The 24,617-nt window shown below is 68.3% G+C and carries 17 protein-coding genes; 8 read left to right on the forward strand and 9 right to left on the reverse strand.

Annotated features, from left to right (window positions below):
* Positions 1-226: 226 nt before the first annotated feature.
* Positions 227-793 carry a suppressor of fused domain protein gene (locus BKA25_RS05600; RefSeq protein WP_069851578.1) on the reverse strand — a complete coding sequence of 189 codons (567 nt, stop codon included), beginning with the start codon at positions 791-793 and terminating at the stop codon, positions 227-229.
* Between the two features lie 74 nt (positions 794-867).
* Positions 868-5,934 (reverse strand): RHS repeat-associated core domain-containing protein, encoded by a 5,067-nt coding sequence (locus tag BKA25_RS05605; RefSeq protein WP_069851576.1) that lies wholly within the window; start codon positions 5,932-5,934, stop codon positions 868-870.
* A 653-nt stretch (positions 5,935-6,587) separates the two neighbouring features.
* Here BKA25_RS05605 and BKA25_RS05610 point away from each other — a divergent pair.
* From BKA25_RS05610 to BKA25_RS05620, 3 genes are all read left to right on the forward strand, one after another.
* Complete coding sequence (locus BKA25_RS05610; protein WP_069851574.1) at positions 6,588-7,964, forward strand: class II 3-deoxy-7-phosphoheptulonate synthase; 1,377 nt, start codon at positions 6,588-6,590, stop codon at positions 7,962-7,964.
* A 395-nt stretch (positions 7,965-8,359) separates the two neighbouring features.
* Positions 8,360-10,639, forward strand: coding sequence for a glycosyl hydrolase (locus tag BKA25_RS05615; RefSeq protein WP_069851572.1), 2,280 nt, complete (start codon positions 8,360-8,362; stop codon positions 10,637-10,639).
* Positions 10,640-10,842: 203 nt separating this feature from the next.
* Positions 10,843-11,886 carry a peptidoglycan recognition protein family protein gene (locus tag BKA25_RS05620; protein ID WP_216637758.1) on the forward strand — a complete coding sequence of 348 codons (1,044 nt, stop codon included), beginning with the start codon at positions 10,843-10,845 and terminating at the stop codon, positions 11,884-11,886.
* Between the two features lie 89 nt (positions 11,887-11,975).
* On the opposite strand, the gene BKA25_RS05625 is transcribed toward BKA25_RS05620, so the two are convergent.
* Positions 11,976-12,851, reverse strand: coding sequence for a LysR family transcriptional regulator (locus BKA25_RS05625; RefSeq protein WP_069851568.1), 876 nt, complete (start codon positions 12,849-12,851; stop codon positions 11,976-11,978).
* 83 nt (positions 12,852-12,934) lie between these two features.
* Here BKA25_RS05625 and BKA25_RS05630 point away from each other — a divergent pair, with 83 nt between their 5' ends.
* Positions 12,935-13,660, forward strand: a complete 726-nt coding sequence (locus BKA25_RS05630; protein WP_069851566.1) for an SDR family oxidoreductase — start codon at positions 12,935-12,937, stop codon at positions 13,658-13,660.
* Positions 13,661-13,955: 295 nt separating this feature from the next.
* A complete protein-coding gene (locus tag BKA25_RS05635) occupies positions 13,956-14,825 on the forward strand; it encodes a glycerophosphodiester phosphodiesterase (protein ID WP_069851565.1) in 870 nt (289 codons plus the stop codon).
* A 61-nt stretch (positions 14,826-14,886) separates the two neighbouring features.
* On the opposite strand, the gene BKA25_RS05640 is transcribed toward BKA25_RS05635, so the two are convergent.
* Positions 14,887-15,351 (reverse strand): hypothetical protein, encoded by a 465-nt coding sequence (locus BKA25_RS05640; RefSeq protein ID WP_069851563.1) that lies wholly within the window; start codon positions 15,349-15,351, stop codon positions 14,887-14,889.
* A 239-nt stretch (positions 15,352-15,590) separates the two neighbouring features.
* On the opposite strand from BKA25_RS05640, the gene BKA25_RS05645 reads away from it, so the two are divergent.
* Positions 15,591-16,706, forward strand: coding sequence for a baeRF2 domain-containing protein (locus tag BKA25_RS05645; protein ID WP_157421227.1), 1,116 nt, complete (start codon positions 15,591-15,593; stop codon positions 16,704-16,706).
* A gap of 37 nt (positions 16,707-16,743) precedes the next feature.
* Positions 16,744-16,944 (forward strand): hypothetical protein, encoded by a 201-nt coding sequence (locus BKA25_RS05650; RefSeq protein ID WP_221313750.1) that lies wholly within the window; start codon positions 16,744-16,746, stop codon positions 16,942-16,944.
* 134 nt (positions 16,945-17,078) lie between these two features.
* On the opposite strand, the gene BKA25_RS05655 is transcribed toward BKA25_RS05650, so the two are convergent.
* The 3 genes from BKA25_RS05655 to BKA25_RS05665 form a co-directional block, all read right to left on the reverse strand.
* Positions 17,079-18,572: a flotillin family protein gene (locus BKA25_RS05655; protein ID WP_069851561.1), complete on the reverse strand. Its 1,494-nt coding sequence runs from the start codon at positions 18,570-18,572 to the stop codon at positions 17,079-17,081.
* 65 nt (positions 18,573-18,637) lie between these two features.
* Complete coding sequence (locus BKA25_RS05660; RefSeq protein ID WP_069851560.1) at positions 18,638-18,844, reverse strand: NfeD C-terminal domain-containing protein; 207 nt, start codon at positions 18,842-18,844, stop codon at positions 18,638-18,640.
* Positions 18,845-18,929: 85 nt separating this feature from the next.
* On the reverse strand, positions 18,930-21,047 hold the full coding sequence (locus BKA25_RS05665) for a Stk1 family PASTA domain-containing Ser/Thr kinase (RefSeq protein ID WP_084643332.1): 2,118 nt from the start codon (positions 21,045-21,047) through the stop codon (positions 18,930-18,932).
* Between the two features lie 104 nt (positions 21,048-21,151).
* On the opposite strand from BKA25_RS05665, the gene BKA25_RS05670 reads away from it, so the two are divergent.
* The gene (locus BKA25_RS05670) at positions 21,152-21,520 is read left to right on the forward strand and encodes an Rv2175c family DNA-binding protein (RefSeq protein ID WP_069851559.1); all 369 of its coding nucleotides are present in this window, start codon (positions 21,152-21,154) and stop codon (positions 21,518-21,520) included.
* Between the two features lie 152 nt (positions 21,521-21,672).
* On the opposite strand, the gene mptB is transcribed toward BKA25_RS05670, so the two are convergent.
* The gene (mptB, locus tag BKA25_RS05675; RefSeq protein ID WP_069853992.1) at positions 21,673-23,289 is read right to left on the reverse strand and encodes a polyprenol phosphomannose-dependent alpha 1,6 mannosyltransferase MptB; all 1,617 of its coding nucleotides are present in this window, start codon (positions 23,287-23,289) and stop codon (positions 21,673-21,675) included.
* Positions 23,290-23,432: 143 nt separating this feature from the next.
* Positions 23,433-24,575 (reverse strand): polyprenyl synthetase family protein, encoded by a 1,143-nt coding sequence (locus tag BKA25_RS05680; RefSeq protein WP_311734452.1) that lies wholly within the window; start codon positions 24,573-24,575, stop codon positions 23,433-23,435.
* Between the last annotated feature and the right edge of the window lie 42 nt (positions 24,576-24,617).

A 24,617-nucleotide genomic window follows, 5' to 3' on the forward strand; every position in this document is an offset into this window, starting at 1 on the left:
CGATAGGCTATTCGTGTCGAGTGTGGCGACGAGAACAGCCGGTTTTATTGTTCTCGGCGGCAACTGCGGGGGCAGCGCAGCCCGGCAGCTGCGGTCCGAGCAGACAGCCTGCGGCCAGCAGGCGCGAACCCGCCGTCAGACGACGAAAGCCGGGCCACCCAAGCGGCCGTCGGTCGGAAGACGGCGCCCGGAAGACCCGGCCCGTGAAGGTGTGTCCTGGGCTACCTCAGACCGCCGGCTGGCGATACACCGACAGCAGGTTCGTGCCCTGGTCGGACCAGCGCTGTTGCAGGGCGGTCGGGCCCTCTGCCGCGATGAAGTCGACCTCGGCGGACAGCAGCGGAATGAGCGTGATCAGTTGCAGGACGGGCCGCTCCGCGTTGTCGGTGAAGACATCGAACTCGTCCGACAGGTAGGGATGCGGGCAGGCCAGGACGCCCTGGACCCGGCTCTCGGGGATGATCAGCTCCGGAAAGCGAATCAGTCGGTCGTACTCCAGCCCTTCACCGCCCTGCACCGATGCCTCGGCGATCATGTGCACCAGCCCTCGGGCGAAACCCTGTTCCTCCGCGATCAGGCTGCAGGCGAACTCCTCGGGCAACAGCGAGGTGATCTGTTGGAAGCGGACTCCGTTGCTGACCACGGTGAACATGTCGTATTCGGGGTGCTCGTACACACCGAGGCCGAAGCCCCGATTCGCTCCGAGTGCATCGGGCCCCTCGGCGTCGCGGAACTGGCCCGCATACCGCTCGATGTGCTGGAGAAGTCCATCGAACTTGCCCTGGTCTGCCATCGGAACTTCCAGTCCTGGCCGCTGGGGCCGTCTTAGCGTCGTCGATCAGTGCACGGTGCGTGGTCGGTTGCCGATCACGGGAACTTGTGGCTGTAGATGCCAGGCATGAAGCCGTATTTCGCATCGCCCTGGCCGAAGGTGGGGTGATTCATCTTCGCCAAGTCGGCGGGGTCGGCCTCCTCGCTGTGGCTCTGGTTGGTCTTCCAGAACTCGAGACGATAGTGGTTCGGATCGTCATAGGTCTTCTCGAACTGGTCCCGGGTCGCGGAGGGGTGATCCATGGCGTACTGCTTGTGCATGTAGTGCTCCATGCCAGGCAGGTGACCCATCTGCATGTCGGAGGCCTGGTTCTTACCGGACGGGTGCGTCGCGGGTTCCATGAAGGTCTTGCCGTCGGGATCGACCCTCGGAGCATCCACCGGTCCGTTGCCCGCCGCGATGCTGTCGGCGTTCTCCTTCTTCCAATCGGTGTACCACTTCGGCGGGTCGACCTCCGTCTGGCCCTTGCCGTTCTTGCCGATCTCGTAGAACTTCGGGTCACCGTTCGCATCGCGCTTGACGTCGACCTTCGGGTTGTCGCCCTTGTCCTTGGTCGCGTCGCAGTGGTAGGTGCCGTCGGCGTACCGCTCGGCGCCGATCTTGACCTTGCGTTTGGTGTCGTTGCTGATGTTCGGCCGGGGCGGTTGCTTGTCCGACTTCTGATACCCGCCCTTGCCATCGGGCACCGCACCGAAGTACTTCGCGAATTTCTCGTCCGCCGCGATGTGCGCGGGCAGTGTGACCGGCTGCGGCGTCTTGGGCGCCTTGGGCGGCTTCGGCGCGGGCTGGCCGCCACTGCCGTTGCCGTTGTTCGAGCTGGCGTTCACGGCGGGCGGGTTGGGCTTCTGTTTCTTGTTCTTGCAGTTGCCCGTGCCGCCGCCACCCGTGGCCGTGGGCGGGTTCTTGCGCTTGGGCATCAAACCCAGCGGGTCCGACCAGGTCACCGGGTTGGCCACATAGCTGTGGTGGTTGGGCGCCGGGTCGAGACCGAGCGGGTCGGGGCTGAGATACCGACCGGTGGTCGGATCGTAGAAGCGGTGCCGGTTGTAGTGCAGCCCGGTCTCGTCATCGTGGTACTGCCCGGGGAACCGCAGCGGCGTGGGCGGGGCGGTGTCGTCGCCACCGAGGTGCCTGCCCCACAGGCTGCTGTGGGCGTGCCAGACGATCCGGCCGTCCTCGTCGACCATCTCGGTGGGCGAGCCGACCAGGTCGGTGACGATGTGGTGGAACCGTTCGTCCACCCAGTCCTGTTCGGCGGCCTGTTCCCCGACCGCGGTGGTGCGTTCCGACTGGGTCAGCACCCGGAAGGTGTCGGGCTCCCAATCCCAGGCGATGATTCGGCTGACCAGTTCGCCGTCCGGCCCCGGGGCGGTGTGGATCTGCTCGATGAGGCGGTCGGACTCCCAGATGAAGTCCACCCGTTCCAACACGGTGCCGGGATTCAGTCCGTCGAGGCCGACGCTGCGTCGTTCCTTGCGGATGCGCCTGCCCTCGGGGTCGTAGCGGTACCGCCAGTGCTCATCGGTCGGGGTGAGCACATCGGTGAGTCGATCGTGGGAGTCCCAGGCGTAGTGCCACTCCTCGACCTGGCCGTCCTCGTGGGTCACCTCGCGAGCCGTGACCCGGCCCTGGGCGTCGTGTTGGTAGCGGACGTTGCCCGCGTTGGTGATCAGCGTTCCGCTGTAGGCGCGCGGGCCCTCCGTGGTCTTGGGCGGCAGCTCGGTCTTGGCGGCGATGTCGGGTTGCTCGCCGGTCTCGGTGATCACCGCGTTGACGATGTTGCCGGTGCCGTCGTAGGCGTAGTCCTCGGTCCAGCCCGACGCCTCGACCGCGATGACCCGACCCTGCCGGTCCAGCGTGAACTCACGCGGTCCGGAGAGCTGATCGGTGACGGCGACGACCTCGCCGTCGGCCCGGTAGAGGTAGGCACGGCGTTGCGAGACCGACGCACCCCGGGTGACACCGTCCAGGATGACCGCGGTGGTCAGGGCCTGGGCCCGGAGTCGCTCGGTGGCGTCCCAGGTCTGGGTGAGAGTCGCGTTCGGCCCGAGGCTGCGTCGGGTCTGCTCGCCGGTGGCGTCGTGGTCGAAGGAGATCTGATGCCCGTCGACGGTCAGCGACAGCGGGCGACCCGCCGCGTCGTGGGTCCACACGCTCTCCATGCCCACCGGGGTGGTGCGCTGGATGCGGCGGCCGAGCCGGTCGTAGCCGTAGGTGCTGGTGGCGCCGTTGCAGCTCTGCGAGATCAGCCTGCCCAGGGCGTCGTACTCGAACGCCGTCTCCACGCCGGGGCTGCTGGTGCCGACGACCCGGCCTGCCGCGTCGTAGCGGTAGGAGGTGGTGATCTCGTCGGCGGTCTCCTCGATGACCCGGCCTGCCGCGTCCCGCAGATAGGTGATGACCTGTCCGACGGCGTTGGCCTTGGCGATCACCCGGCCTGCCGCGTCGTTCTGGTACCACAGGGTCCGGCCGTTGAAGTCGGTCTCCGAGACCATCCTGCCAGCGGCGTCGTATTCGTAACGCCAGGTGAGGCCGTCCGGGTTGGTGACGGCGATCAGGCGCAGTTCGGAGTCGTAGGCGTACTCGGTGCGGCTGCCGTCGGCCGCGATCCGCGCCGTCTCCAGATCGAACGGGCCGTACTCGGTGCGGGTGACATGGCCGAGGACGTCGACGTGCTCGACGCAGTTGCCCTCGCCGTCGTAGGTCCATCGCTCGGTACGTCCGTTGGGCCAGGTCTTCCAGGCGGGCAGGTTCTCCACCGTCCACCCGTGGCGGGTCACGTTGCCCGCCGGGTCGGTCGAGGTGACGACCCGGCCGAGCGCGTCGAGTTCGTAGGTGGTGCGGTTGCCCATCTCGTCGACCCGGCCGATGAGCAGCCCGCGCGCATCGTGGATGGTCTGGGTGACCCCACCGAGCGCGTCCCGGATGGTGGTGCTCCGCGCCATCTCGTCGTAGCCGTAGGTGATCGTCGCGCCGGTCGCATCGGTCTCGGCGAGCAGCTTGCCCCACGGGTCGTATTCCCAGCGGTGCACCGCGTCGCCGGGTTCGATGGTGCGAACCGGCAGCCCCATCTCGTTGAACACCGTCTGGGTGCGGGTGCCGTCGGGGTGCACGACGAGGACGAGATTGCCCTCGGCGTCCCACTCCTGGCGGGTGGTGTTGCCCAGCGCGTCGGTCCTGGTGAGCAGCCGGTCCCACTGATCCCAGCCGAAGGTGGTGGTGTTGCCGAGGGTGTCGGTCTCGGCGAGTACCTGCCCGAGGTCGTTGAGGTGGAAGACCTTCGTGCCGCCGAGCGCGTCGGTGTAGGTGGTGATCAGTCGGTCGCGGTCGTAATGGAAGACCCCGCTGACCCGGCCGTCCACCCCGGTGGTGCGGATGCAGCGGCCGTCGGCGTCGTACTCGTAGCGGTACCAGGTCTCGCCCCGGTCCTGCCAGCCGATGATTCGCCGCGCGTCGTCGTAGGAGAAGCGGTACGGCAGCCCCGAGGAGTTGTAGACCTCGACGAGATTGCCGAGCCGGTCGTAGCCGTAGCGGGTGATCGTCACCGGCTCGGCGTTCTCCGAGGCGAACAGCCGAAGCCGGGTGACCCGATGGTCGGAGATGTCGATCGACACCCGTTGGCCGCTGCTGTGCCAGAGGGTCCTGGGCAGGCCCTGGGGGTCGTGCTCGATCTGGATGCGATGTCCGGTGAGGTGTTCCACCGAGACCAGCGGCAGTCGGTTCCCGCTGCCGGGCAGGGCGGTGAAGTACAGGAGTCGGCCGGTCTCCCGGTCCGCGAGGACGTGGGTGCCGTCCTCCTGCAGCGTCAGCAGCAACTGCGGGCCCGCGAGCGGGGTGGCGGGCATGTCCACTTCCAGCGGCGGGTAGTGCAACACCATGCCGTCCGGTGCGAGGTAGCGCGGACCGTTGAAGCCGAGTTCGATGCGTTGATCGAGGCTGGAGGCCCAGGACTGTCCGAACAGGCCCCCGGTCCGGTAGGAGGAGACGTGGGTGCGGCTGAGTTCCAGCGGCAGCCAGCCGGGCAGGTTCAGATCGGTCTGGGTGAGGATCATCTCGCCGGTGACGATGTCGACCGGGTCGGATTCGCAGAACCGGTTCTCCTCCGGCACCGACCGGTCTCGGGGGTTGTCGCCGGGCAGCCCGCGGTTCCCCGAGGGGTTGACCTCGGGTCCGCCTCGATTGCCGCTGGGGTTGATGTCGGGTGAGCCGCCGGAGTTGCCACTGGGGTTGACGTCCGGACTGTTGTTCGGCCCTCGGTTGTCCGGTGTCGGCAGCGGGTCGGGTCCCCGGCCGCCGCCGGTGTTGCCGCTGGGCGTGATCGATGGCGGCGGGTCGATGCTGCGGGTGTCGGCGTTCTTGCTGGTCTTGATGTCTTTGAGGTGCTTGCCCGCGTCGGCGAAGTCGTCGCCGAGTTTCTTCAACAGCGGGGAGAGTTTGGACATCGAGGAGACGAGCTTCTGGGTGAGCTGGGCGATCTTCGCTGCGGTCTGGGCGACCTTGGCGACGACCTTCGGGACGACCCAGGCGAGTCCGATCCCGAGGGTGAAGAGGACCTGGAGTGCCCAGGAGACCATGGATCCGACGACGTCGGCGATGATGTCGCGGACGGCGTCGCGGACGGCGGTGACGACTTCGCCCGCCATCTGGATGCCCTCGGCTGCACCGCCTGCGGCGGCGCCGGCGGCGAGGATGAGGTTGGCGGTGTCGGTGGCGCGTTCGCGGTAGGCATCGGCTGCCGCGCCGGTCCAGGAGCTGACATCCGACTGGATGAGGTTGCCGAGTTCCGTGGAGACGGCGTTGACCTCGTTGGCGACATTCGACCAGGTGTCGGCGTGCGCCTGGATCTCGTCGGGACTGCCGGCTAACGCGTCCAGTGCGTCGGATAACGGGCCGACGTGTTCCAACAACCAGCCGACGCCGTTGGAGATGATCGCGGCGAACGGGTCCAGCGCGGTCATGACCAGATCGGCGGTACCCAGGCCCGCTTCCAGCCAGTCACCGTTCTGGATCGCCTCGTTGGTCGAGTTCACCGAATCGACCAGGGACAGACCCGACGTCGAGGTGGTCGAGTCGACTACATCGGCAACCAACGGGTTACTCATCGTGCACTCCCAAGCGTGACGATCCGGGCTCGCAGGGGCCGTGCGTGCAGCGGGGAACCGGGCGTGATGACGAGCCCCTGCGTTCGCCTGTGCGCTAGGTGCGTACCGCTCATCACTGGCTCCCTTCGAGTCGGCCCGAGGATCGGTGCGTCCGCGTGTTCGCGTCTGGCCGAGGCCGGTTGCGTCGCCGTGATCACGTCATGATGAACGCGCACGGATCGTAGGCGTTGCGCGGAAACGCGATGGACACCGCCGTTGCTCGCTGCCCGAATGGGCATCCGGCACTGCCTTATCGTTCACCGTTGAACCATGGGACTCGGGTGGGCAGGCCGGGGCGATCGGGTCACGTGACTTCCCGATATCGGCTTACTGCGAGCGCCACCGCAGCGATCTTAGCCGTCGCGGATCGGACGTCGGTGAAGTCGCAGGGACCGACCGGAAGGGGTGACCCGAAGCAGGGTCGAAGTCGTTCGGGCACTGCTGCTGTAGGTCGACACCGTAGATCGAGATTTCTATTTCGAACTTCAAGGCCTTGGCGACTGTGACCGCCATGGCCCGACCCGATCACCCAACGTCGACCTCGATACTTCGACAGTGATGAGAGGCACGGCTCGGGACCGAATGCGGCGAGAGCCGACCGCTAGGCTGGGGCTGTGATATGGACCGTCGACGTTCCGGTCGAGACCCTACCTTCGCTGCCCCCGCTACCCGCAGAACTTCGGGACCGCCTCGACGTGGCGTTGTCCAAGCCCGCGGCGCAACAGCCGGAGTGGCCGGACCCGGAGGCCGCGGCCAACGTGCGCTCCGTGTTGGAGAGCGTGCCTCCCATCACCGTGCCCGCCGAGGTCGACCGACTCCGTACCCAGCTCGGCGAGGTCGCCGAGGGCAAGGCCTTCCTGCTGCAGGGCGGCGACTGTGCCGAGACCTTCGCCAGTAACAACGAGCCGCACATCCGGGCGAACATCCGCACCCTGTTGCAGATGGCAGTGGTGCTGACCTACGGCGCGAGCATGCCGGTGGTCAAGGTCGGGCGTATCGCCGGGCAGTACGCGAAACCGCGTTCCTCCGGCATCGATGCGCTGGGCCTGCCCTCCTACCGGGGCGACATCATCAACTCGCTGGTCGCCTCCCCGGAGGCCAGGGTCGCCGACCCGTCGCGGATGATCCGCGCCTACGCCAATGCGGGCGCCGCGATGAACCTGGTCCGCGCCATCACCAGCGGTGGCATGGCCGGTTTGACCAAGGTGCACGATTGGAACAAGGACTTCGTGCTCAACTCGCCTGCGGGCGAGCGCTACGAGGCCCTGGCCAACGAGATCGACCGAGGCCTCCGCTTCATGGCGGCCTGTCGGGTGCAGGACTCCAACCTGCAGACCGTGGAGCTCTTCGCCAGCCACGAGGCGCTGCTGCTGGACTACGAGCGGGCCCTGTTGCGCTTGGAGGACGGCAAGCTGTACGACCTGTCCTCGCACTTCCTGTGGATCGGCGACCGCACCCGCCAGCTCGATGGCGCGCACATCGCCTTGGCGGAACTGCTGGCCAACCCGATCGGGCTCAAGATCGGCCCCACCACCACCCCGGAGATGGCGGTGGAGTACGTGGAGCGGTTGGACCCCGAGGGTGTGCCGGGCAGGTTGACGCTGATCAGCCGGATGGGCAACTCCAAGGTTCGCGACCTACTGCCCGCGATCGTCGAGAAGGTCACCGCCTCCGGGCACAAGGTGATCTGGCAGTGCGACCCGATGCACGGCAACACCCATGAGTCGAGCACCGGCTACAAGACCCGCCATTTCGACCGGATCGTCGATGAGGTGCAGGGTTTCTTCGAGGTGCACCGAGGGCTGGGCACCCACCCCGGCGGCATCCACATCGAGCTCACCGGCGAGGACGTCACCGAATGCCTCGGCGGTGCGCAGGACATCACCGACACCGATCTAGCGGGCCGCTACGAGACGGCCTGCGACCCCCGGTTGAACACCCAGCAATCGCTGGAGCTGTCCTTCCTCGTCGCGGAGATGCTGCGGGCGTGACCTGCCGATAGCGTCCACCATTCTTCTTCGGCGCCGGGCCCGTGCGCGATCCGCACGCCCGGCGCTCATGCGTCGTGACCAGGCAGGTCGGCGGCTTCGCGTGCTCTTCGCCCGGGCCGCCGCCGATGGTTCTCGGTGGGCGACCGCGCGGAGGCGGCGCGGGCTCATCCGTGTCTCCTCGTCCCCTTTGCCCCTCGCCGATGCTGCTCCATTCGGCGCATTGACCGTTCTCGTGATCTCGTTGTAACTTTCCCCCACCTCGACTGAGAGAGCGCTCTCACACGGAGCTGCGTGACTGGCGAGTCAGATTAGACCGGGTGATCACCAGTGTTTCCCCCTCTACGAGCAACTGGGTGGTCGAACCGGACAAATCGCAAAGACCAGGAGGTCGGACCATGACCAGGGCGAAGTTGCCCAAATGGTTGGCAGCGGTGACCACATCCGCGTTAGCCTGCTCAGCCCTCGTGCTTGTTCAGGGCACAGCCTCAGCCGAGACCGTCGCGGTCGGAGCGGGCAGTTACACCACGGAACTGCCGGCAGGCGCCCTCGGGCCGTCGAGCCAGCAGGGACAGCCCGTCTCACCGAAGGTCACCGACGCCTTCACCGGCGCGGCGCCCACCAACGACTGGTGGTCCTCGCTGATCTTCCAGCGGTATGCGCCGGACAACCCGCACGGCGAGAACATGTTCCCGCACCCGCTCGCGTTCAAGGCCCAGAACAACGGGCTCGCCGTGGGCTACCCGAGTTCGCCGAACATCGTCGGAACCGCGCCGAAGTACGAGTACAGCTTTCAGCAGGACCTGCGCCTGGGGCTGTCGGGACTGTCCTCACCGGACACCAAGGTCGACTCCTACAGCGACTGGACCGTCACGCCCTTCTGGGGCGACGGCACCCGTGAGCTGCGCACCACCATCGGCCACGGCCTGCCCTTCGTCTACGCCGAGGGCAACGGCGGCCCCGCCGAGGTCGAGTTCAGCGCACCGCCGGAGATCTTCCACCAGGAGGGCGGCGTCCTCGGCGCCACCGTCAACGGCAACCACTACGCGTTGTTCGCGCCCTCGTCGTCCAGCTGGACGGCCTCGGGCAACACCTTCACCTCGGACCTGGGTGGCGACGGCTATTTCTCCGTCGCGGTACTGCCGGACCCGGCCGACCTGAGCACCTTCCAGAACTACGCCTACTCCTTCGTCACCGGTACCACGGTCAACTGGGATTACGACGAGGCGGGCGCCTCGGTGACCACCGACTTCCAGGTGCAGACCGAGGCCAAGGAGGGCTCCGAGACCGGAACCCTGCTCGCCCTCTACCCGCACCAATGGAAGAACGTCACCAACGAGCTGACCGACCTGAGCTACGCCTCGCCGCGTGGCGAGATGCGGGTCGTCGAGGGCGGCGGATTCAGCACCGAACTGCCCGCAGGCGGCATCATGCCAAGCCTGCCCACGGTGGACTCCGCAGACCACGATCGGCTGCGGCAGCTCATCGACGAGGAGATCAACCACGAGGACCCGTGGCGCGGCGCGACCGACACCTACTGGGTCGGCAAGGCGCTGGGCAGGCTCTCCCAGCTGGTCCCGATCGCCGACTCTATCGGCTACACCGAGGGTCGCGACGCCCTGCTCGAACTGGTGCGGGGCAAGATGGAGGACTGGTTGACCTTCTCCGGTCCCGGTGACCAGGCGCTGTTCCGGTACGACGAGAACTGGGGCGCGCTGACCGGTTACCCGTCCAGCTTCGGCGCGGACCAGGAACTCAACGACCACGACTTCCACTACGGCTACTTCGTGACCGCCGCGGCCACCCTGGCCCGGTACGACGCTGCTTGGGCATCCGACGAGCAGTGGGGCGGAATGGTCAAGATGGTCATCAAGGACGCCAACAACTGGGACCGCACCGACGACCGCTTCCCGCTGCTGCGGTCCTTCTCCCCGTACGCGGGCCACGGCTGGGCCTCCGGCCACGCGGGCTTCGGATCGGGCAACAACCAGGAATCGTCCTCGGAGGGCATGCACTTCGCCGGTGCCGTGGCCATGTTCGGCTCGATCACCGGTGACGACGACATCCGCGACCTCGGTGTCTACATGCACTCGACCCAGGCCAGCACGGTCGCGCCGTACTGGCAGAACGCCGACGGCGACACCTTCCCCGACTCCTACGACGCCGACGTCGTCGGCATGGTGTGGAGCGACGGCGGCGACTACGGGATCTGGTGGGACGGTTCGGACGAGGAGCACTACGGCATCAACTACCTGCCGATCACCGCTTCCTCGCTGTACCACGGCACCCGCCCGGACCACGTGAACGCGATGCACCAGTCCTTGGTCGACCGGATCGGTGGCCAGCCGCAGGTGTGGCGGGACATCCACTGGGCCTACCAGGCGATGGGCGACCCGGACGCCGCGTTGGCGGCCTTCGACGGGCAGTGGCAGACCTACGAGCCGGAGGCCGGTTCGTCCAAGGCGCACACCTACCAGTGGGTGTCCACCCTGGCCGAGGTCGGCACGGTCGACGCCGAGGTCACCTCGGATGCCGCGCACTACGCCGTGTTCGACGATGCCGGACAGCGGACCTACACCGCCTTCAACCCGGACGACACGGCACGGACCGTCAACTTCTCCGACGGCACCACCCTCGAGGTACCCGCTCGTGGGTTGGCGTCCACTGCGGGCAGTTGACAGTGATCGCACCGACTTCGGTCGCGTGATCACTACGCATAATCGCTGATTGAACGAAACCCCCTGTCCGAGTGGATATTTGCCACTCGGACAGGGGGTTTTTGTGAATATTGATTCACAAAGAATTGTCCTAGTTGATTCGCTCCGGGCCCACCGGTTTCCTGGCACGAAATACCTTCACACGCACCATTGGAAGGAGAATCGTGCTCACTCGTCGCGAGATGCTGACCACCGCCCTGAGTGCCGGAGCCTGGATCGTCGCGGGCGCACCCGGCGCCGCGATCGCCGAAGCCCCGGGTTCCGACACCGATTCCGTCGTCGGCCGGGTGATCAGACCCGAGGCCTTCGATCACGTCGGTGTGCTCTTCCCCGCCGAGGCACGTATCGCCCCCGACGGGGTCGTCGGCTCGCTCCGCTTCGAGATCGCGGGCGAACTCGGGCCGTGGCAGCCGTTGCGACCCTCCGCCGAGGCGCCGGACCACCGACCGGTCGCCGCGACCGACCTGGTGCGCGCCCCGGCGGGCGCGTCGGGCTATCAGGTCGACATCGCCGAGGGGCTCGGTCCGATCCGGCCGGTCGCCGTGCTCGCAGGACCCCCGGCGGCGGGCGCGGCGCCCCGGCTGCTCCCGCTGCCGCAGAGCAGTCTGCGGGCGATCAGCCGGGCGGGTTGGGGAGCCGACGAATCGGTGCGCACCTGGCCCGCCACCTTTCATCAGGTCCAATGCCTCACGGTGCACCATTCCGCCATCGAACTCGAAGCCGACCGTGCCGCCTCCATGCGTGCGATCTACCGATTCCACGCCGTCGATCAGGGCTGGGGCGATATCGGATACCACCTGCTGATCGACCCGGAGGGCCTGGTCTACGAGGGACGATTCTCCGGATCGGACGGAACGCCGGTCTTCGACGGTCCACCGAGCGGCGGCCTGGCGCGTTCGGTGCTGGCCGGCCACGTCGGCGGCCACAACGCGGGCAACATCGGCGTCTGCCTGCTCGGCGACTTCACCCTGGGCGAGCCCGACGAGCCCGCCGTGGCCGCCCTGGTGGAGACGCTGACCTCGCTCTGCCTGCTGACCGGGCTGAACCCGACCGGCACCACCCATTACGTGAGTCCCACCGACGGTGCCTCGCGGACGGTGCCGACCATCTCGGCGCACCGGGACTGGTCGGTGACCCAGTGCCCGGGCGATGCCTTCTTCCCGCAGCTGAGCACGATCCGGACCAGGGTCGCCGCAGCGCTGGGATGAGACGGGCATGCGGGCGGTTCGATTCGGTTCGGTTCGGTTCGGGGACCGTGGGCGACCCAAAACCGTGCCGGGGCCCGCAGGCGACACCGCTACCGGGCCTGCGGCATCGCCGCCTCACCGAGCACGGCCGCCGAACGGACCAGCGCCGCGACAGCCGGGGAACGACTGTTCGGCGGCCACGCGATCACCGTGGTCACCTCCGGTGCGTCGACGACCGGCACCGCGACGTGCTCCGGCCACTGCCAGGCACGACTGGAGGCGGGGATCACCAGCAGCGTCTTGCCGAGCGCCACGAGCTGAGCGAGTTTCGACTGGGTGCGGACCTCCGGGCCGGGACCGTCCGGATAGGACCCGTCGAGTCGGGGCCACCGTGCGATCGGCAGGTCCGGTACGTCGCGGACCTCGGCCAACGTGAGTCGATCGCGCACGGCGAACGGATGCGCGGCGGGCAGGATCGCCACCTGACCCTCGATGTGGAGATCCTCGGTGTCGAAGCCTGCGAGGTCGTCGAACGGCCGATGCATGAGCGCCGCATCGGCGTGTCCGCCGCGCAACAGCCCCGCCTGCTCGCCCACCTCGCACAACAGCACCTCGACCGGCGGGATGTCGGGCTCGGCCGCCACGGTGTCGAGCAGCCGTTGGAGCAGCTCATGGGAGGCACCGGCCTTGGTCGCGAGTACCAGGGGTTGCGCCGGATTCCCGGCGCGCCGGGTCCGGCGGGCGGCGGCCGCGACCGCATCGAGCGCTGTCGTGGCCTCTCGCAGCAACACGCGGCCCGCCTCGGTGAGTGCGACGCCACGGCGGTTCCGATCGAACAGCCGTGCGCCGAGTCGGTGTTCGAGCCGGTGGATCGCCCGGGATAGCGGTGGTTGCGCCATCCCCAGTCGTTCGGCGGCGCGGCCGAAGTGCAGCTCCTCCGCGACGGCGACGAAGTACCGCAGCTCGCGGGTCTCGAGATCCTCCACGCAGGCAGTCTAACCGCTGATACCCGCCGGGTATCACAGTCGACCGAGTCGATATTGGACCGCTGTCGAACCCGAGGGCGATCATGGATCGGGTGAACGACACCAAGACGGCGCTGGTCACCGGCGCGAACAAGGGAATCGGCCTCGCCATCGCCCACGGCCTCGGGGCGATCGGCTTCCGGGTCGCGGTGGGCGCTCGCGATCAGGCCAGACGCGCGAAGGCCGTCGAGCAGCTGCATGCCGCAGGCATCGACGCGTTCGGGGTCGCCCTGGATGTCACCTCGGACGACGGTGTCGCCGCAGCGGCGACCACCATCGAACAGACCTCCGGGCGACTCGACGTGCTCGTCAACAACGCGGGCATCGCCGGCCGGACCGAGGATGCGGCGCAGGACCCGACGGCGCTCGACCTCGACAACCTCCGCACCACACTGGACACCAATGTGTTCGGGGTCGTCCGGGTGATCAACGCGATGCTGCCGTTGCTCTACCGCGCCGAGTCCCCGCGCATCGTCAACCTATCGAGCAACATGGGATCGCTGGCGTTGCAGACCGGCCCGATCATGGCCGCCTATGCGCCGTCGAAAACGATGCTCAACAGCCTGACGACGCAGTACGCCCGTCGACTCGCCGAGACCAAGGTGATCGTCAACGCGACCTGTCCCGGCTATGTGGCCACCGACTTCACCGGCCATAACGCGCCGAGGAGCCCAGAACAGGGTGCCGCGATCGCCATCGCGTTGGCCACGCTGCCGGATGACGGGCCCCGAGGCGGTTTCTTCGACGACGCGGGGGTCGTCCCGTGGTGAGCTAGCCGCGCCGGCGTCCGATCGGCCAACTCGGCTCATCGACGAGGCGAACTCTGCGCGACGACTCATCGCAGGTCAAGGCGCAGGACAGCCGTTCGGTATCGTCCGGCGATCCGCCGCCCGCACCGCCGTTGACCAGCGAGAACGCCTGGTGTTGGGTCCGGTCGGTCGCCGGTTGGGCGCCTGCCGTTCCGACCAGCGGAGATCCACAGAAGGGGTATCGGCGGCGATAACGGATCTGTCAGGGTGCGCGGTGGCGACATTGCGCCACGACAGCTCGTCGAAAGGAACCCTCATGCGTCTCTCCGCCCGGTCGGTGCGGCCGGTCCTTCTGCTGTCCCTGCTCATGGTGGGTGTCACCACGCCGATCGCCGGCGCGGCCGAGACGAATCACCGGGGCGGCCCCGAGGTGATCGCGCATCGGGGCTCCTCCGGCGTCGCGCCCGAGAACACCGTGGCCGCGATCACCACCGCCCGCGAGCACCGCGCCGACTCCGTCGAGGTGGACGTCCAGCGCACCGCCGACGGCGAACTGGTGCTGTTCCACGACTGCACCCTGGAGCGCACCACCAACGTCGAAGAGGTCTTCCCCGACCGCGAGTCCCGAGTGCTGAGCGACTACACCGCCGACGAGCTCGCGCAGCTCGACGCGGGTTCCTGGCTGTCGCCGGAGTTCGCGGGCGAGCCGATCCCCACCCTTCGGGAGGGCATCCGCGCGCTGGGAGTGCGCACCGACCTGCTGCTCGAGGTGAAGGTCTGCGAGGGCGAGGAGGGCCTCGGCGAGGCGGTCGCCGACGGTCTCCGCGAGATCCCCGGCTACCTGCCGCGTGCCCTGGCATTGGACTCGCTGGTCGTGCAGTCCTTCGACCACGAGCAGACTCGCGAGTTCCACGACGAGCTGCCGCGCGTCCCGGTCGGTCTGCTGTTCGGCGCCCGCCCCACCGACGCGGAGCTGGCCGACGCCGCGACCTGGGCGCAGCAGGCCAACCCCCGCTACACCCTCGTCGACCAGGAGTTGGTCGACCAGGTGCACTCGCTGGGGCTGGACATCAACGTCTGGACCGTCAACGAGGAAGCCGACATGACGGCCGCGGTCGACCTGGGTGTCGACGGTGTCATCACCGACTACCCGCAGGTCCTGCGCGAACTGTTGCGCACCAGCTGAGTTCTGCGCCGCGCCTCGACCGCGTCGTCGCCATCGCCCGGTGGCGGCGGCGCGGTCGGCGTCAGTCCAGCTCGGTGGTCGGGTGAACCGACATGTCCTCGGCGGCTCCGGACGGGTCGCCGGACCACGCCGGGAAGTCCTCGATGGGTTCCCCAGTGGGGCCCACCTCGGTCGGCTCCAACTCCATGCCCTCCTCCGGACCCGCGTCGCCGTGGTCCACGACCTCGTCCACCGAGGAGTCGAGATCCTCCAGCTCTCGCTCCACGGCTGGTCGAGCGGTGCCCTCCTCCTCCGGCGGGGTATCGGGGACCTCGGCCGCCACCCGTGCGTCGAGGGTCTCGCCCTCCAACATCTCCCTGGGTGTCACCCCCGAGGAGGTCGTCCGCTGCCAGTTCTCCGGCGGGTCGACGCCGCCCTCCAGCGGATCGACGTCCAGCTCATCCTCGTCGAGCTCCTCGAATACCGAGAGCAGCTCGTTGTCGGTGGCACCGGGCTGCGGCAGTTCGAACTCGGAACGGTCGCTCATCGCTCTACTCCTCCAGTCCGTGGCTAGGCGATGTTCATCGGTTGGGGGTACCCGACCGGCCGCCGGTCCACTCGTCGCCCTGGTCGTCGGTGTCGCCCTCGGTGCGCATGACAGGGCCCGCCACCTCGAATACGTGTCGTCGTAGCCCCGTCGGGGTATGCGATAAGGACGTTGCTTGGGTCGGCCGGGTGAACTGGTCGATCGAGTGGGTTACCCCGACTGAGGGGAGTGTGAAGGAGATGGAGCTGGGCCTGTTGCGAGAGCTCGCCACCAGGTCAGGACCCTGCGCGGTGGCGTACTTCGACGTCACCCGGGACACGGAGGAGGCATTCCGGGCCAACGCCTTGCGGCGTCGGGCGGTCGGGGAGGAACTCGCCGACCGAGGCGTCGACGCCGAGACCCTGGCGGCGATGGACGAGGCGATCGGCTCCGAACCCTGGGTGGTCGGCCGGGCAGGCCGGGCCGTGGTCGGCCGAGACGGCACCGTCCTACTCGACCGGGTGCTGCCCGAACCGCCCGCCAACACGGTGACCGCCTACTCGCGGGTTCCCGACGTCTTCCCGCTGTTGGTGGCGGTGTCCTCCGATGAGCCGGTCGTGGTCGCGGTGGTGGACCGCGTCGGCGCCGACATCGGGGTGCACGTCCGCGACGGCGGCTGGCGGGAACACACCGTTCGCGGCGACGAGCGGCCGGTGCACAAGGTGCGCGGGCTGGGCTGGTCGCAGAACCGGGTGCAGCGCCGAGTGGAGAACACCGCCGCGCACAACGCGGCGGAGATCGCGCACGAGGTCGATCGGGCCGCCGCCGAGATCGGTAGTCGACTGATCGTGATCGCGGGCGAGGTACGGGCCCGAGCCGAGGTCATGGCCGCTCTGCCCAGCCGCAGCCGAACCATCGCGGTGGAAGCCGAACACGGCGGGCGGGCCGCTGGCTCCGACCGGACCGCTCTGGCCGAGGAGGTGCAGCGCATCGCCGCCGAGTTCCTGGCCGACGAGACCGAGCAGGTCCTCGATCGATTTCAATCGGAGCTGGGCGCGGGCCAGGGATTGGCCGTCAGTGGCCCGGAACCGGTGGTCGCCGCCTTGCGTGCGGGCGCCGTCGAGACGGTGCTGCTGCCCTCCGACGGGATGCACCGCGACGTGACGGTCGGAGAGGAGGCGACCGACATCAGCTTCGGCGCCCAGGATGCGAACAGCATGGCGGGGGAGATGACCGCCGATGTCGCGGTGGGCCGGGCCGAATCGGCGGTCGCGCTGGCCGCCGCGGCCACCGACGCGAGCCTGTTCGTCATCGACCCGGTGGACGCGGTCCCCGACGGTGTCGGCGCGATGCTGCGGTTCCCGATGCCTCGGTGAAGAGACGAACCGGATCCGCTCAGACGAGGAGGCGATCGTGGTGCAACGCGGAAGCGATAAACACGGAGCCCGGCTGGACGACGAGCTGAGTCACGAGGTCGAGGGCATGACGCGAGCCAATCGCAGCGTCCGTGCGGAGGAGGCCCTCACCCCGGAGCCGCCCGCCGACGACGACCCCTTGGTCGCCAACCGAGCCCATCCCGAGGAACCGGACGAACACCCGCCGCCCGGCGAGTAAGGGGCCTTCGGCCTCGCGGTCTTGCACCCATCGAGCGAGACCGGCCGGGCACGCCGAAGCGGTCACCGTGACGCCCACTCGCAGGCGATGCGAGGCACGGTGACCGCTTCGGTTTCTCTGAGGAACGCGGTCCTTCAGTTCTTGGAGTGCTCGTCCCGGTCGACCGGGATCGACTGCACGGAGGCGGTCGAGCCCTTCGTCTCGGACTTGTCCGCCGGGGTGTCGCCCTGCACGGACTCCATCAGCGTCTTGGCCAACCCGAGACCGGTGCCGCCCAACGACAGTGCCTTGCCGAACAGATCCGACATCCCGTCGGCGCCGTTGAGCACCACCAGGTTGTCGATGCTGCTGAACGCCTTGGCGCCTGCGTCGACGATCTCCGGCCAGTGCTCGGCCAGCTGCTGGGCCACGACGGCCTCCTGGTTCTCCGCCAGCGCGGCGGAGCGGGCCCGGATGCCCTCGGCCTCGGCGAGACCCTTGGCCTTGGCCGCGTCGGCCTCGGCGAGACCCTTCGCCTTCGCCGCTGCGGCCTCGGCCTCACCGGTGGCCCTGGTCGCGTCGGCCTGCGCCACACCGCGTTGCTTGGTGGCCGAGGCCTCCGCCTCCGCCGCCGTCTTGACCCGGGTCGCGTCGGCAGCCGCCCGAAGCTCGGTCTCCCGTGCCTCGGCCTGTGCCCTGGCGATCCGCGCATCGCGCTCGGCCTCGGCGATGGTCCGCGTCTCGTACGCCTTGGCGTCGGCGGGCTTGCTGATCTCCGAGAGCAGCCGCTGTTCGGAGAGGTTGGCCTCCAGCTCGGCGGCCTTGGTCTCCTGGACGACGACCTCCTGCCGGGCGCTGGCCTCGGCCAGCGGTCCCGACTGGCTGCTCCGTGCGCGGGCCTCGTCCATCTCGGCCTGGTAACCGGCCTGCTGGATCTCGCTCTCCCGCACCGACGCGGCCTTCTTGGCCGCCGCCTGCTGCTCGGCCTCGGTGGCCTCCTGGTCGCGCTGTGCCTCGGCGATCCGGGCCGAGGCGGCGACGGCGGCCGCGTGTGGCTTACCGAGGTTCAGGATGTAACCGGACTCGTCGTCGATCTCCTGGATCTGCAGGGAATCGATGACCAGACCCAGCTTGCTCATCTCGTCGGCGGAGGACTGCCGAACCGCACCGGTGAGCGCATCCCGATTGTGGATCAGATCCTCGATCGTCAAGCCACCGCAGATCGACCGAAGGTGACCGGAGAACAACTCGTGAATGGTGCTGTTCATCCCGTCCTGGCGATCGAGGAATCGACGGGCGGCGTTGGCGATGGACACGAAATCATCGCCGACCTTGTATATGACGACCGCCCGAACAGTCACCGGCAGTCCCTGTTGGGTGACGCATGAGACCTGGAGATTGGCACCATTGGTGTCCAGTGAAAGCCTGCGCGCCACCTGGAAACCGGGCAGCACCAGGCTGCCCTTACCGGTGATGATCTTGAAACCCATGCTGTCCGGCCTGGACTTCGGGGTGGACCCGGTGCCGAAACCGGAGATGATCAATGCCTCGTTCGGCTCGGCGACCTTCCACAAAACGCGCAGCAGAATGACGAAGACGAGGATTCCCGCCGCCACCAGAATGGCGATGAGAAGCGGACCGTCTGGCATGTGGCAACTCCCCAGATGTAGACGTCACAGATGACGGCGAGCAGGGTCGCCGTCGACCGAGACGATCAACCAAGGGGGAGCCAACGTTGTACGTAGACGCTGCGGGGTGGTTGATGATCAACCACGAGGACCTGCTCGCCCGGCTCGATGACCTCGCCTGCCTCGGCGGGATAGGCGTAGAACGCCTCAACGCCGCCGCGAATGCTGATCATCACCTCGCCGACCAATCCGGGGCCGATCTTTCCTGTTACCCGACCCCGGTCGCCGATCATGTGCACTCCATCTTGGCTGTCGTCCAGCCGACCCGAGCATAAGGGCCGCGCGGGAAGGTTTTACCTGGATTGAACATCGTCGTGCTCAAAAAGTGTTGACGGTGAAGACGTCGCCGGGGCGCAGCCGGGTGCCCGAGGGTGGGAACTGCCCCACGATCCTGGCATTGTCGCCACCGAAGAATTGCTGGACCTCCAGTTCCAATCCCAGATCCTCGATCGTCTGGCGGACGTCCCGCAGTCGATCACCGGTGACGTACGGGGCGATGATCGTATTGGACAGCACCACGCCAATCCGGGTTCCCGGCGTTTCGATCAAGGTCTCGGCGGGCGGATCGGTGCGAATCACATCGCCACCGTCGACGCTCTCGGAGAATTCCGCCTCCAGCTCGTAGGGCTCGAATCCGGCCTCTCGAATCGCGGCGAATGCCTCGTCTCGGGACGAACCGGCGACATCGGGCACCGGAACCGGCGGCGGGCCGAGGCTCAGGATCAGCGTCACGGTGCTGTCGATCTCCAGCTCGGTGCCCGCACCCGGCTCGGTCCGGATCACCGCCCCTTCCTCGACCTCGGCGCTGTGCTCGGCCAGTTCCTCGTCGATCGCGACTTCGAGCTCCGCATCCTCGATCTGCGTGGTGGCCTCGTCCGGACTGATACCGGGAGTGATCTCGGGAACGGTGGGCAGACCTGAGGAGACCCGCACCCGCACATCGTCGCCGCGTCGAATCCGACGTCCCTGATCCGGCGCGGAGTCGATGACCACGCCTGCCGCGATGTCGTTGTGCGGCACGTGGACCAGCCGGGCATCCAGCTCGGCGGCGGTCAACGAGTCCTCCGCCTCCTCGACCTCCATACCCGCCAGGGCGGGCACCGACGTCCACTGTGCGCTGTTCCACCACCAGAGCAGCAGGGCCAACACCAGAACGACACCCATGGCGATCAACCGGGTGGACGCCTTGCTGAACAGGCCACCTGCCTTGCCGCCCGGCTTACCGCGTCTGCCTCGGCGGCCCCGATTGCCTCGGTCACCTCGGTCGCCGAGCCCGCCGAGGTGGGCGGCATGCGCGGCGTTGCCTGCCGCCGCGTCGTTCGGACCGCCGGGCAGTTCATTGCGACTCAGCGCCTGGGTGGCCCGGTGGCCGGGCGGCCGCGCGGGGGCGGGCCCGCCCGCAGGCAGCGGGGTGCGCACCGTCGGTCCGTCGATCCCGCTCGCCGGGTTGGGCGACTCGGGCGGCAGCCCGCCTACCGCCTGGGTGACGATCGTCCCGTCGTCGGCGCCCGCAGCCGACCCAGGGGCCGCCGACGTCGGTCCGGCCGGGGGAACGACACCCGGGACGGCGACACTCGACAGTCCCAGCGTCGCCCTGGTCTCGCGGAGCCTGGCCAACAACGCCGCCGCGTCCGCCGGGCGTTCCTCCTGCTCCCGGCGGGTGGCCGCGAGCACCAGGGCGTCCATCGCGGCGGGCACCTCGGCGACTCGTTCGCTCGGCGCAGGCACCCGATCGTTGACATGTCGATATGCGGTGGAGAACGGGGTGTCCCCGGTGAACGGCGGTGCCCCGGTGAGCAGTTCGTAGAGCACCACGCCTGCGGCGTAGACATCGCCGCGCGCATCGGTCTCACCGGTGGTGACCTGCTCGGGAGCCAGATAGTCGACGGTGCCGAGGATGACGCTGTCGCTGGTCGTCTTGGCGTCGGCCAGCGCGCGGACCAGACCGAAATCGGCGACCTTCACGACGCCGTCCCGACTGATCAGGATGTTCTCGGGTTTGACGTCCCGGTGCACCATGCCCGCGCGATGTGCGGAGTCCAAGGCCGACAGCACGGGTTCCAGGACGCTCAGCGCCACCGCAGGCGACAGCGTGCCCTGGCTGCGCAGCAGATCGCGCAGCGTGCCGCCGTCGACCAGTTCCATCACCAGGAAGACCTGCTCGCCACCGGAGGTGTGGTCGACACCCTGGTCGTGCACGGCGACGACCGACGAATGATGGATCCGGGCCGCCGACCTGGCCTCCAGCTCGAACCGGCGGACGAAGTCCGCGTCCCCGGAGAAGCGCTGATCCATGACCTTGACGGCGATCGGTCGATCCAGCCGAAGGTCCACACCTCGATACACGACCGACATCCCGCCCCTGGCCAGGACCGAATCGATCCGGTACCTGCCTTCGAGGGTCGTGCCGATGACGTGCGCCTCCCGTCGGTTCACACCTGCGATCGTACGGAGGCCCACCGACCCGGTGGCAGGGCGGCGTGCGTGGGCAGGCGAGGCGGTGAAACCGGCCGCGACGCGGTTATGGCATCGTTCGGTGCGTGAGTGAGTTCCCCACCGCCCCGGACGTGCTCGATCCCGAGGTGGAGGTCCTGCCGTTGCCGGACGTCGCCGAACGATTGGGTGTCCCCTTCACCCGAGTCCACCAGATGTTGCGGGACGGGCTGCTTCTCGCCGTACGTCGTGACGGCGTAGCGCTGGTCCCCGCCGAGTTCCTCACCGACGAGGAGAACATCGTCAAGGGCCTGCCCGGGACCGTCACGGTGTTGCGTGACGGCGGGTTCTCCCACGGCGAGATCATGCGTTGGCTGTTCACCGAGGACGACACACTGCCCGGTCGGCCGATCACCGCGCTCCGCGAGAACCGGGGCCGCGAGGTTCGCCGCCGCGCGCAGGCGATGGCGTTCTGACCTACAACGGCACCGTCGCGCGTCACCGGTTCTACTGACCGGTCCTCGCCGAGTCGGACGCAGAAGATTCGTGATGAAGTCGTAGTAGCGGCGGGTGCCCATCGGCCCCGCCGCGCAGTCGTCGTCGGGCGGGCCCCGGTCCGGATACTCGGTCAGCCGGGCGGCAGGCTCGCCGTGTCGGCGACCTTGCTACGGCTGGACAGCCGCAGCGGGTCCGGCCGCACCAGCGAGACGGCCGCCAACACCGACACCGCCAGCGCGCCCAGCAGGTAGAACCACGAGTAGAGCGCTGTGTCGCCGCTGGGGAAGGTCACCAGTAGCAGCCACACCGAGCCGCACACGGCGGCCGCGGTGGCGGCACCCGGCCAGTTCAACACCGCACCCAGTGCCAGCGGCCAGCTGAAGTACCAGGGCAGGGTGGCGGGGGAGAGCAGAGCGAGGGCGAAGAGCGTGATCGTCGCGCGGTAGACCGCCGCCTCGAGCCCGCCGTGTCTGGCCTTCCACCACTGCCAGACCGCGACGAAGAAGAACGCCACCATCCCCAACATGCGGGTCAGCGCCAGCAGGCTGGGCAGGCTCAGATCGATGAACCAACCGCCGATCAGTTCCGCGATCTGTGCCACCGCCGTCGGAACCGACAGCCAGTTGACGATGAGCGAGGACGTCTCCAGCGCGCCGATCCAGCCGAGATCCACCCCGGTGACCAGCGTGCAGGTGGCGAAGACACCCAACGAGACCACGAGCGAGGCCGAGGCGGCGCGGATGAACCGCGACTGCGGGGATCCGTGGAGTCGGGCCGCCCACACCCACACCATGAAGGGCAGCGCGATCACCGCCGTCGCCTTCATCGCGGCGGCCATCGTGATCAGGGCGACGCCCCAGACGTGTCTGCCCTGCAGACAGACCAGGACGCCCGCCGCGAGCAGCCCGACCATCAGCAGATCGTTGTGCGGCCCGCCGACCAGATGGACCAGCATCAGCGGATTCGCGGCGGCCAGCCACAACGCGCGCTCCGGTCTGCCGCCGAGCAGCCGGGCCAGCTTGGGCAACGCCCAACACAGCAGGACGAGTCCGAGCACCATCACCAGGCGCATCAACAGGACGCCGAGGATCAGATGCTGGCCGGTGACCATCACCACCAGCATCGACACCAGGATGAAGAGCGGTCCGTACGGCGCGGGGGTGTTCTGCCAGACCCAGCTCACGTTGTCGGCGAGCGGACCGGGCAACGCGGCGGGGCCCATCTGATAGGGATCGATGCCATGCGCGGCAAGGTTTCCCTGCGCGAGATAGCTGTAGGCGTCGCGACTGAACAGCGGTGGAGTGAACAGCAGCGGCAGCAGCCACCCCGCGATGGTGGCCAGCACACCGTGGGTGCCGACTCGTTCGATGCGTACCTCGCGGCCCAACCGCACCCACGCCCAGACCAACAGACCGAGGCCGAGATAGAGCAGCCCGCTGGCCAGATCGCGGCCGTGTCCGAAACGCACCCAGCTGAGGCCCGAATCGGCGAGCAGCGGATCGTGGTTGAGAACCCCGGCCGCACCCACCGCGCCCAATGCGATCAACACCGAGCCCGCAGCGCCGAGCAACACGATCCGTAGCGGAACCAGCCTGCGGAAGACGGCCAGCCGGTGGATCAGACGGCGTTGATCGGGCGAGTTGCTCAAGGCATTTTCTCTCGAGGTGCGGTTCGGCCGGTGGAGGGTGCTGCGTCCTGCTGCCGAGATGGTCGCGGCGGTTGTACTGGGTACGTCAGGGCTGCGCATGGCGGCCCCATGGTCCCACAGGCCGGATGTCAGCCTCGGTCTGCCGCCGTCCTGATTCCATGATCGTGTGTCCATAGGCATGGAATTGATCACCCTGCGTATCGATCTCTCGACTTAACGGGTGAAGAATCCTGGTCCGCCGATCAGTGGTTGCGCCGAGTGGCGACCGCCGACAGCTCGACGAGCCGTTCCTTGGCCACGGCGTCGATTCCAGTGGCCTCCAACACGCTCAACGCCCGCGCGGTCAACCGCTCGATCTCCCGCTCGATCTCGGCGACCGCACCGAGCCGCAGCAGTACGGTGCGCACCGAGGAAACGCCGTCCTCGTCCAGATCCGGATTCCCGATGGCCGCGCGAAGCAGCTTCGTACTCGCGTCGTCCGCTCGCTCCCTCGCCCGGCGCAGGCCGACGGACAACAGCAGGGTGCGCTTGCCCTCCCGCAGATCGTCGCCCGCCGGTTTGCCCGTGACGGCCGGGTCGCCGAAGACGCCGAGCTGGTCGTCGCGGAGTTGGAAGGCCACTCCGAGATCGGTGCCGAAGTGGCGTAATCCCGTCACGATCTCCGAGGAGCCACCCGCGATCGCGGCGCCGAGATGCAGCGGCCGCTCCACCGTGTAGGCGGCGCTCTTGAACCGATCGACCCGCAACGCGGTCTCGGGATCCTCGTCACACCGAACCTGCGACAGCATGTCGAGGTACTGGCCCGCGAGCATCTCGGTGCGCATCGCCTGCCACGGCTGGACCGCCCGCGCCGCTGCCTCGATGTCCAACCCGGACTCGCGCAGCATGTCGTCGGCCCATGCGAGGGAGATATCGCCGAGCAGCACGGCGGCGGCCATTCCGAAGCGGTCGGGGGCGGTCGCCCAACCGGCGCGGCGATGCCGTTCGGCGAAGGCGACATGGATGGTGGGCGCCCCACGCCGTCGCGGCGAGTCGTCCATCAGATCGTCGTGCACCAGAGCACAGCCCTGGATCAACTCCAGCGCGCTCACCGCACGCACCACGGCCTCGGACTCCGGGGACGACGGATCGCCGCCCGCCGCGCGCCAGCCCCACCAGGCGAAGGTGGGACGCAGTCGCTTGCCCCCGCCGAGCACCAGGTCGATCAGCGAGTCCATCGCCTCGGCGAATTCGGGCACCGTCGCACCGATCGTGGCTCTTCGCTGGTGCAGGAACGTCGCCAGCGCGCGGTCGACCCTGCTCCGCAGATCGTCATGTCCTCGGCCTGTCGAGCCGGTGGGGACAGCGGCGGCCGGAGCCGAGATCCGATGAGTAGAGGTAGCCACGTTGGTCATCTTCGCGAAAACTCTCTGGTCCTATTCGTGGTG

Source organism: Actinoalloteichus hymeniacidonis (genome assembly GCF_014203365.1).
GTDB classification, from domain to species: domain Bacteria; phylum Actinomycetota; class Actinomycetes; order Mycobacteriales; family Pseudonocardiaceae; genus Actinoalloteichus_A; species Actinoalloteichus_A hymeniacidonis.

Excerpts from the sequence above, each read along its gene's own strand:
- BKA25_RS05605 (WP_069851576.1), bottom strand. The coding sequence starts at position 5,934 with ATGAGTAACCCGTTGGTTGCCGATGTAGTCGACTCGACCACCTCGACG.
- BKA25_RS05645 (WP_157421227.1), top strand. The coding sequence starts at position 15,591 with ATGGAGCTGGGCCTGTTGCGAGAGCTCGCCACCAGGTCAGGACCCTGC.
- BKA25_RS05615 (WP_069851572.1), top strand. The coding sequence starts at position 8,360 with ATGACCAGGGCGAAGTTGCCCAAATGGTTGGCAGCGGTGACCACATCC.
- BKA25_RS05655 (WP_069851561.1), bottom strand. The coding sequence starts at position 18,572 with ATGCCAGACGGTCCGCTTCTCATCGCCATTCTGGTGGCGGCGGGAATC.
- BKA25_RS05630 (WP_069851566.1), top strand. The coding sequence starts at position 12,935 with ATGGATCGGGTGAACGACACCAAGACGGCGCTGGTCACCGGCGCGAAC.
- mptB (WP_069853992.1), bottom strand. The coding sequence starts at position 23,289 with ATGCGCAGCCCTGACGTACCCAGTACAACCGCCGCGACCATCTCGGCA.
- BKA25_RS05635 (WP_069851565.1), top strand. The coding sequence starts at position 13,956 with ATGCGTCTCTCCGCCCGGTCGGTGCGGCCGGTCCTTCTGCTGTCCCTG.
- BKA25_RS05660 (WP_069851560.1), bottom strand. The coding sequence starts at position 18,844 with ATGATCGGCGACCGGGGTCGGGTAACAGGAAAGATCGGCCCCGGATTG.
- BKA25_RS05600 (WP_069851578.1), bottom strand. The coding sequence starts at position 793 with ATGGCAGACCAGGGCAAGTTCGATGGACTTCTCCAGCACATCGAGCGG.
- BKA25_RS05640 (WP_069851563.1), bottom strand. The coding sequence starts at position 15,351 with ATGAGCGACCGTTCCGAGTTCGAACTGCCGCAGCCCGGTGCCACCGAC.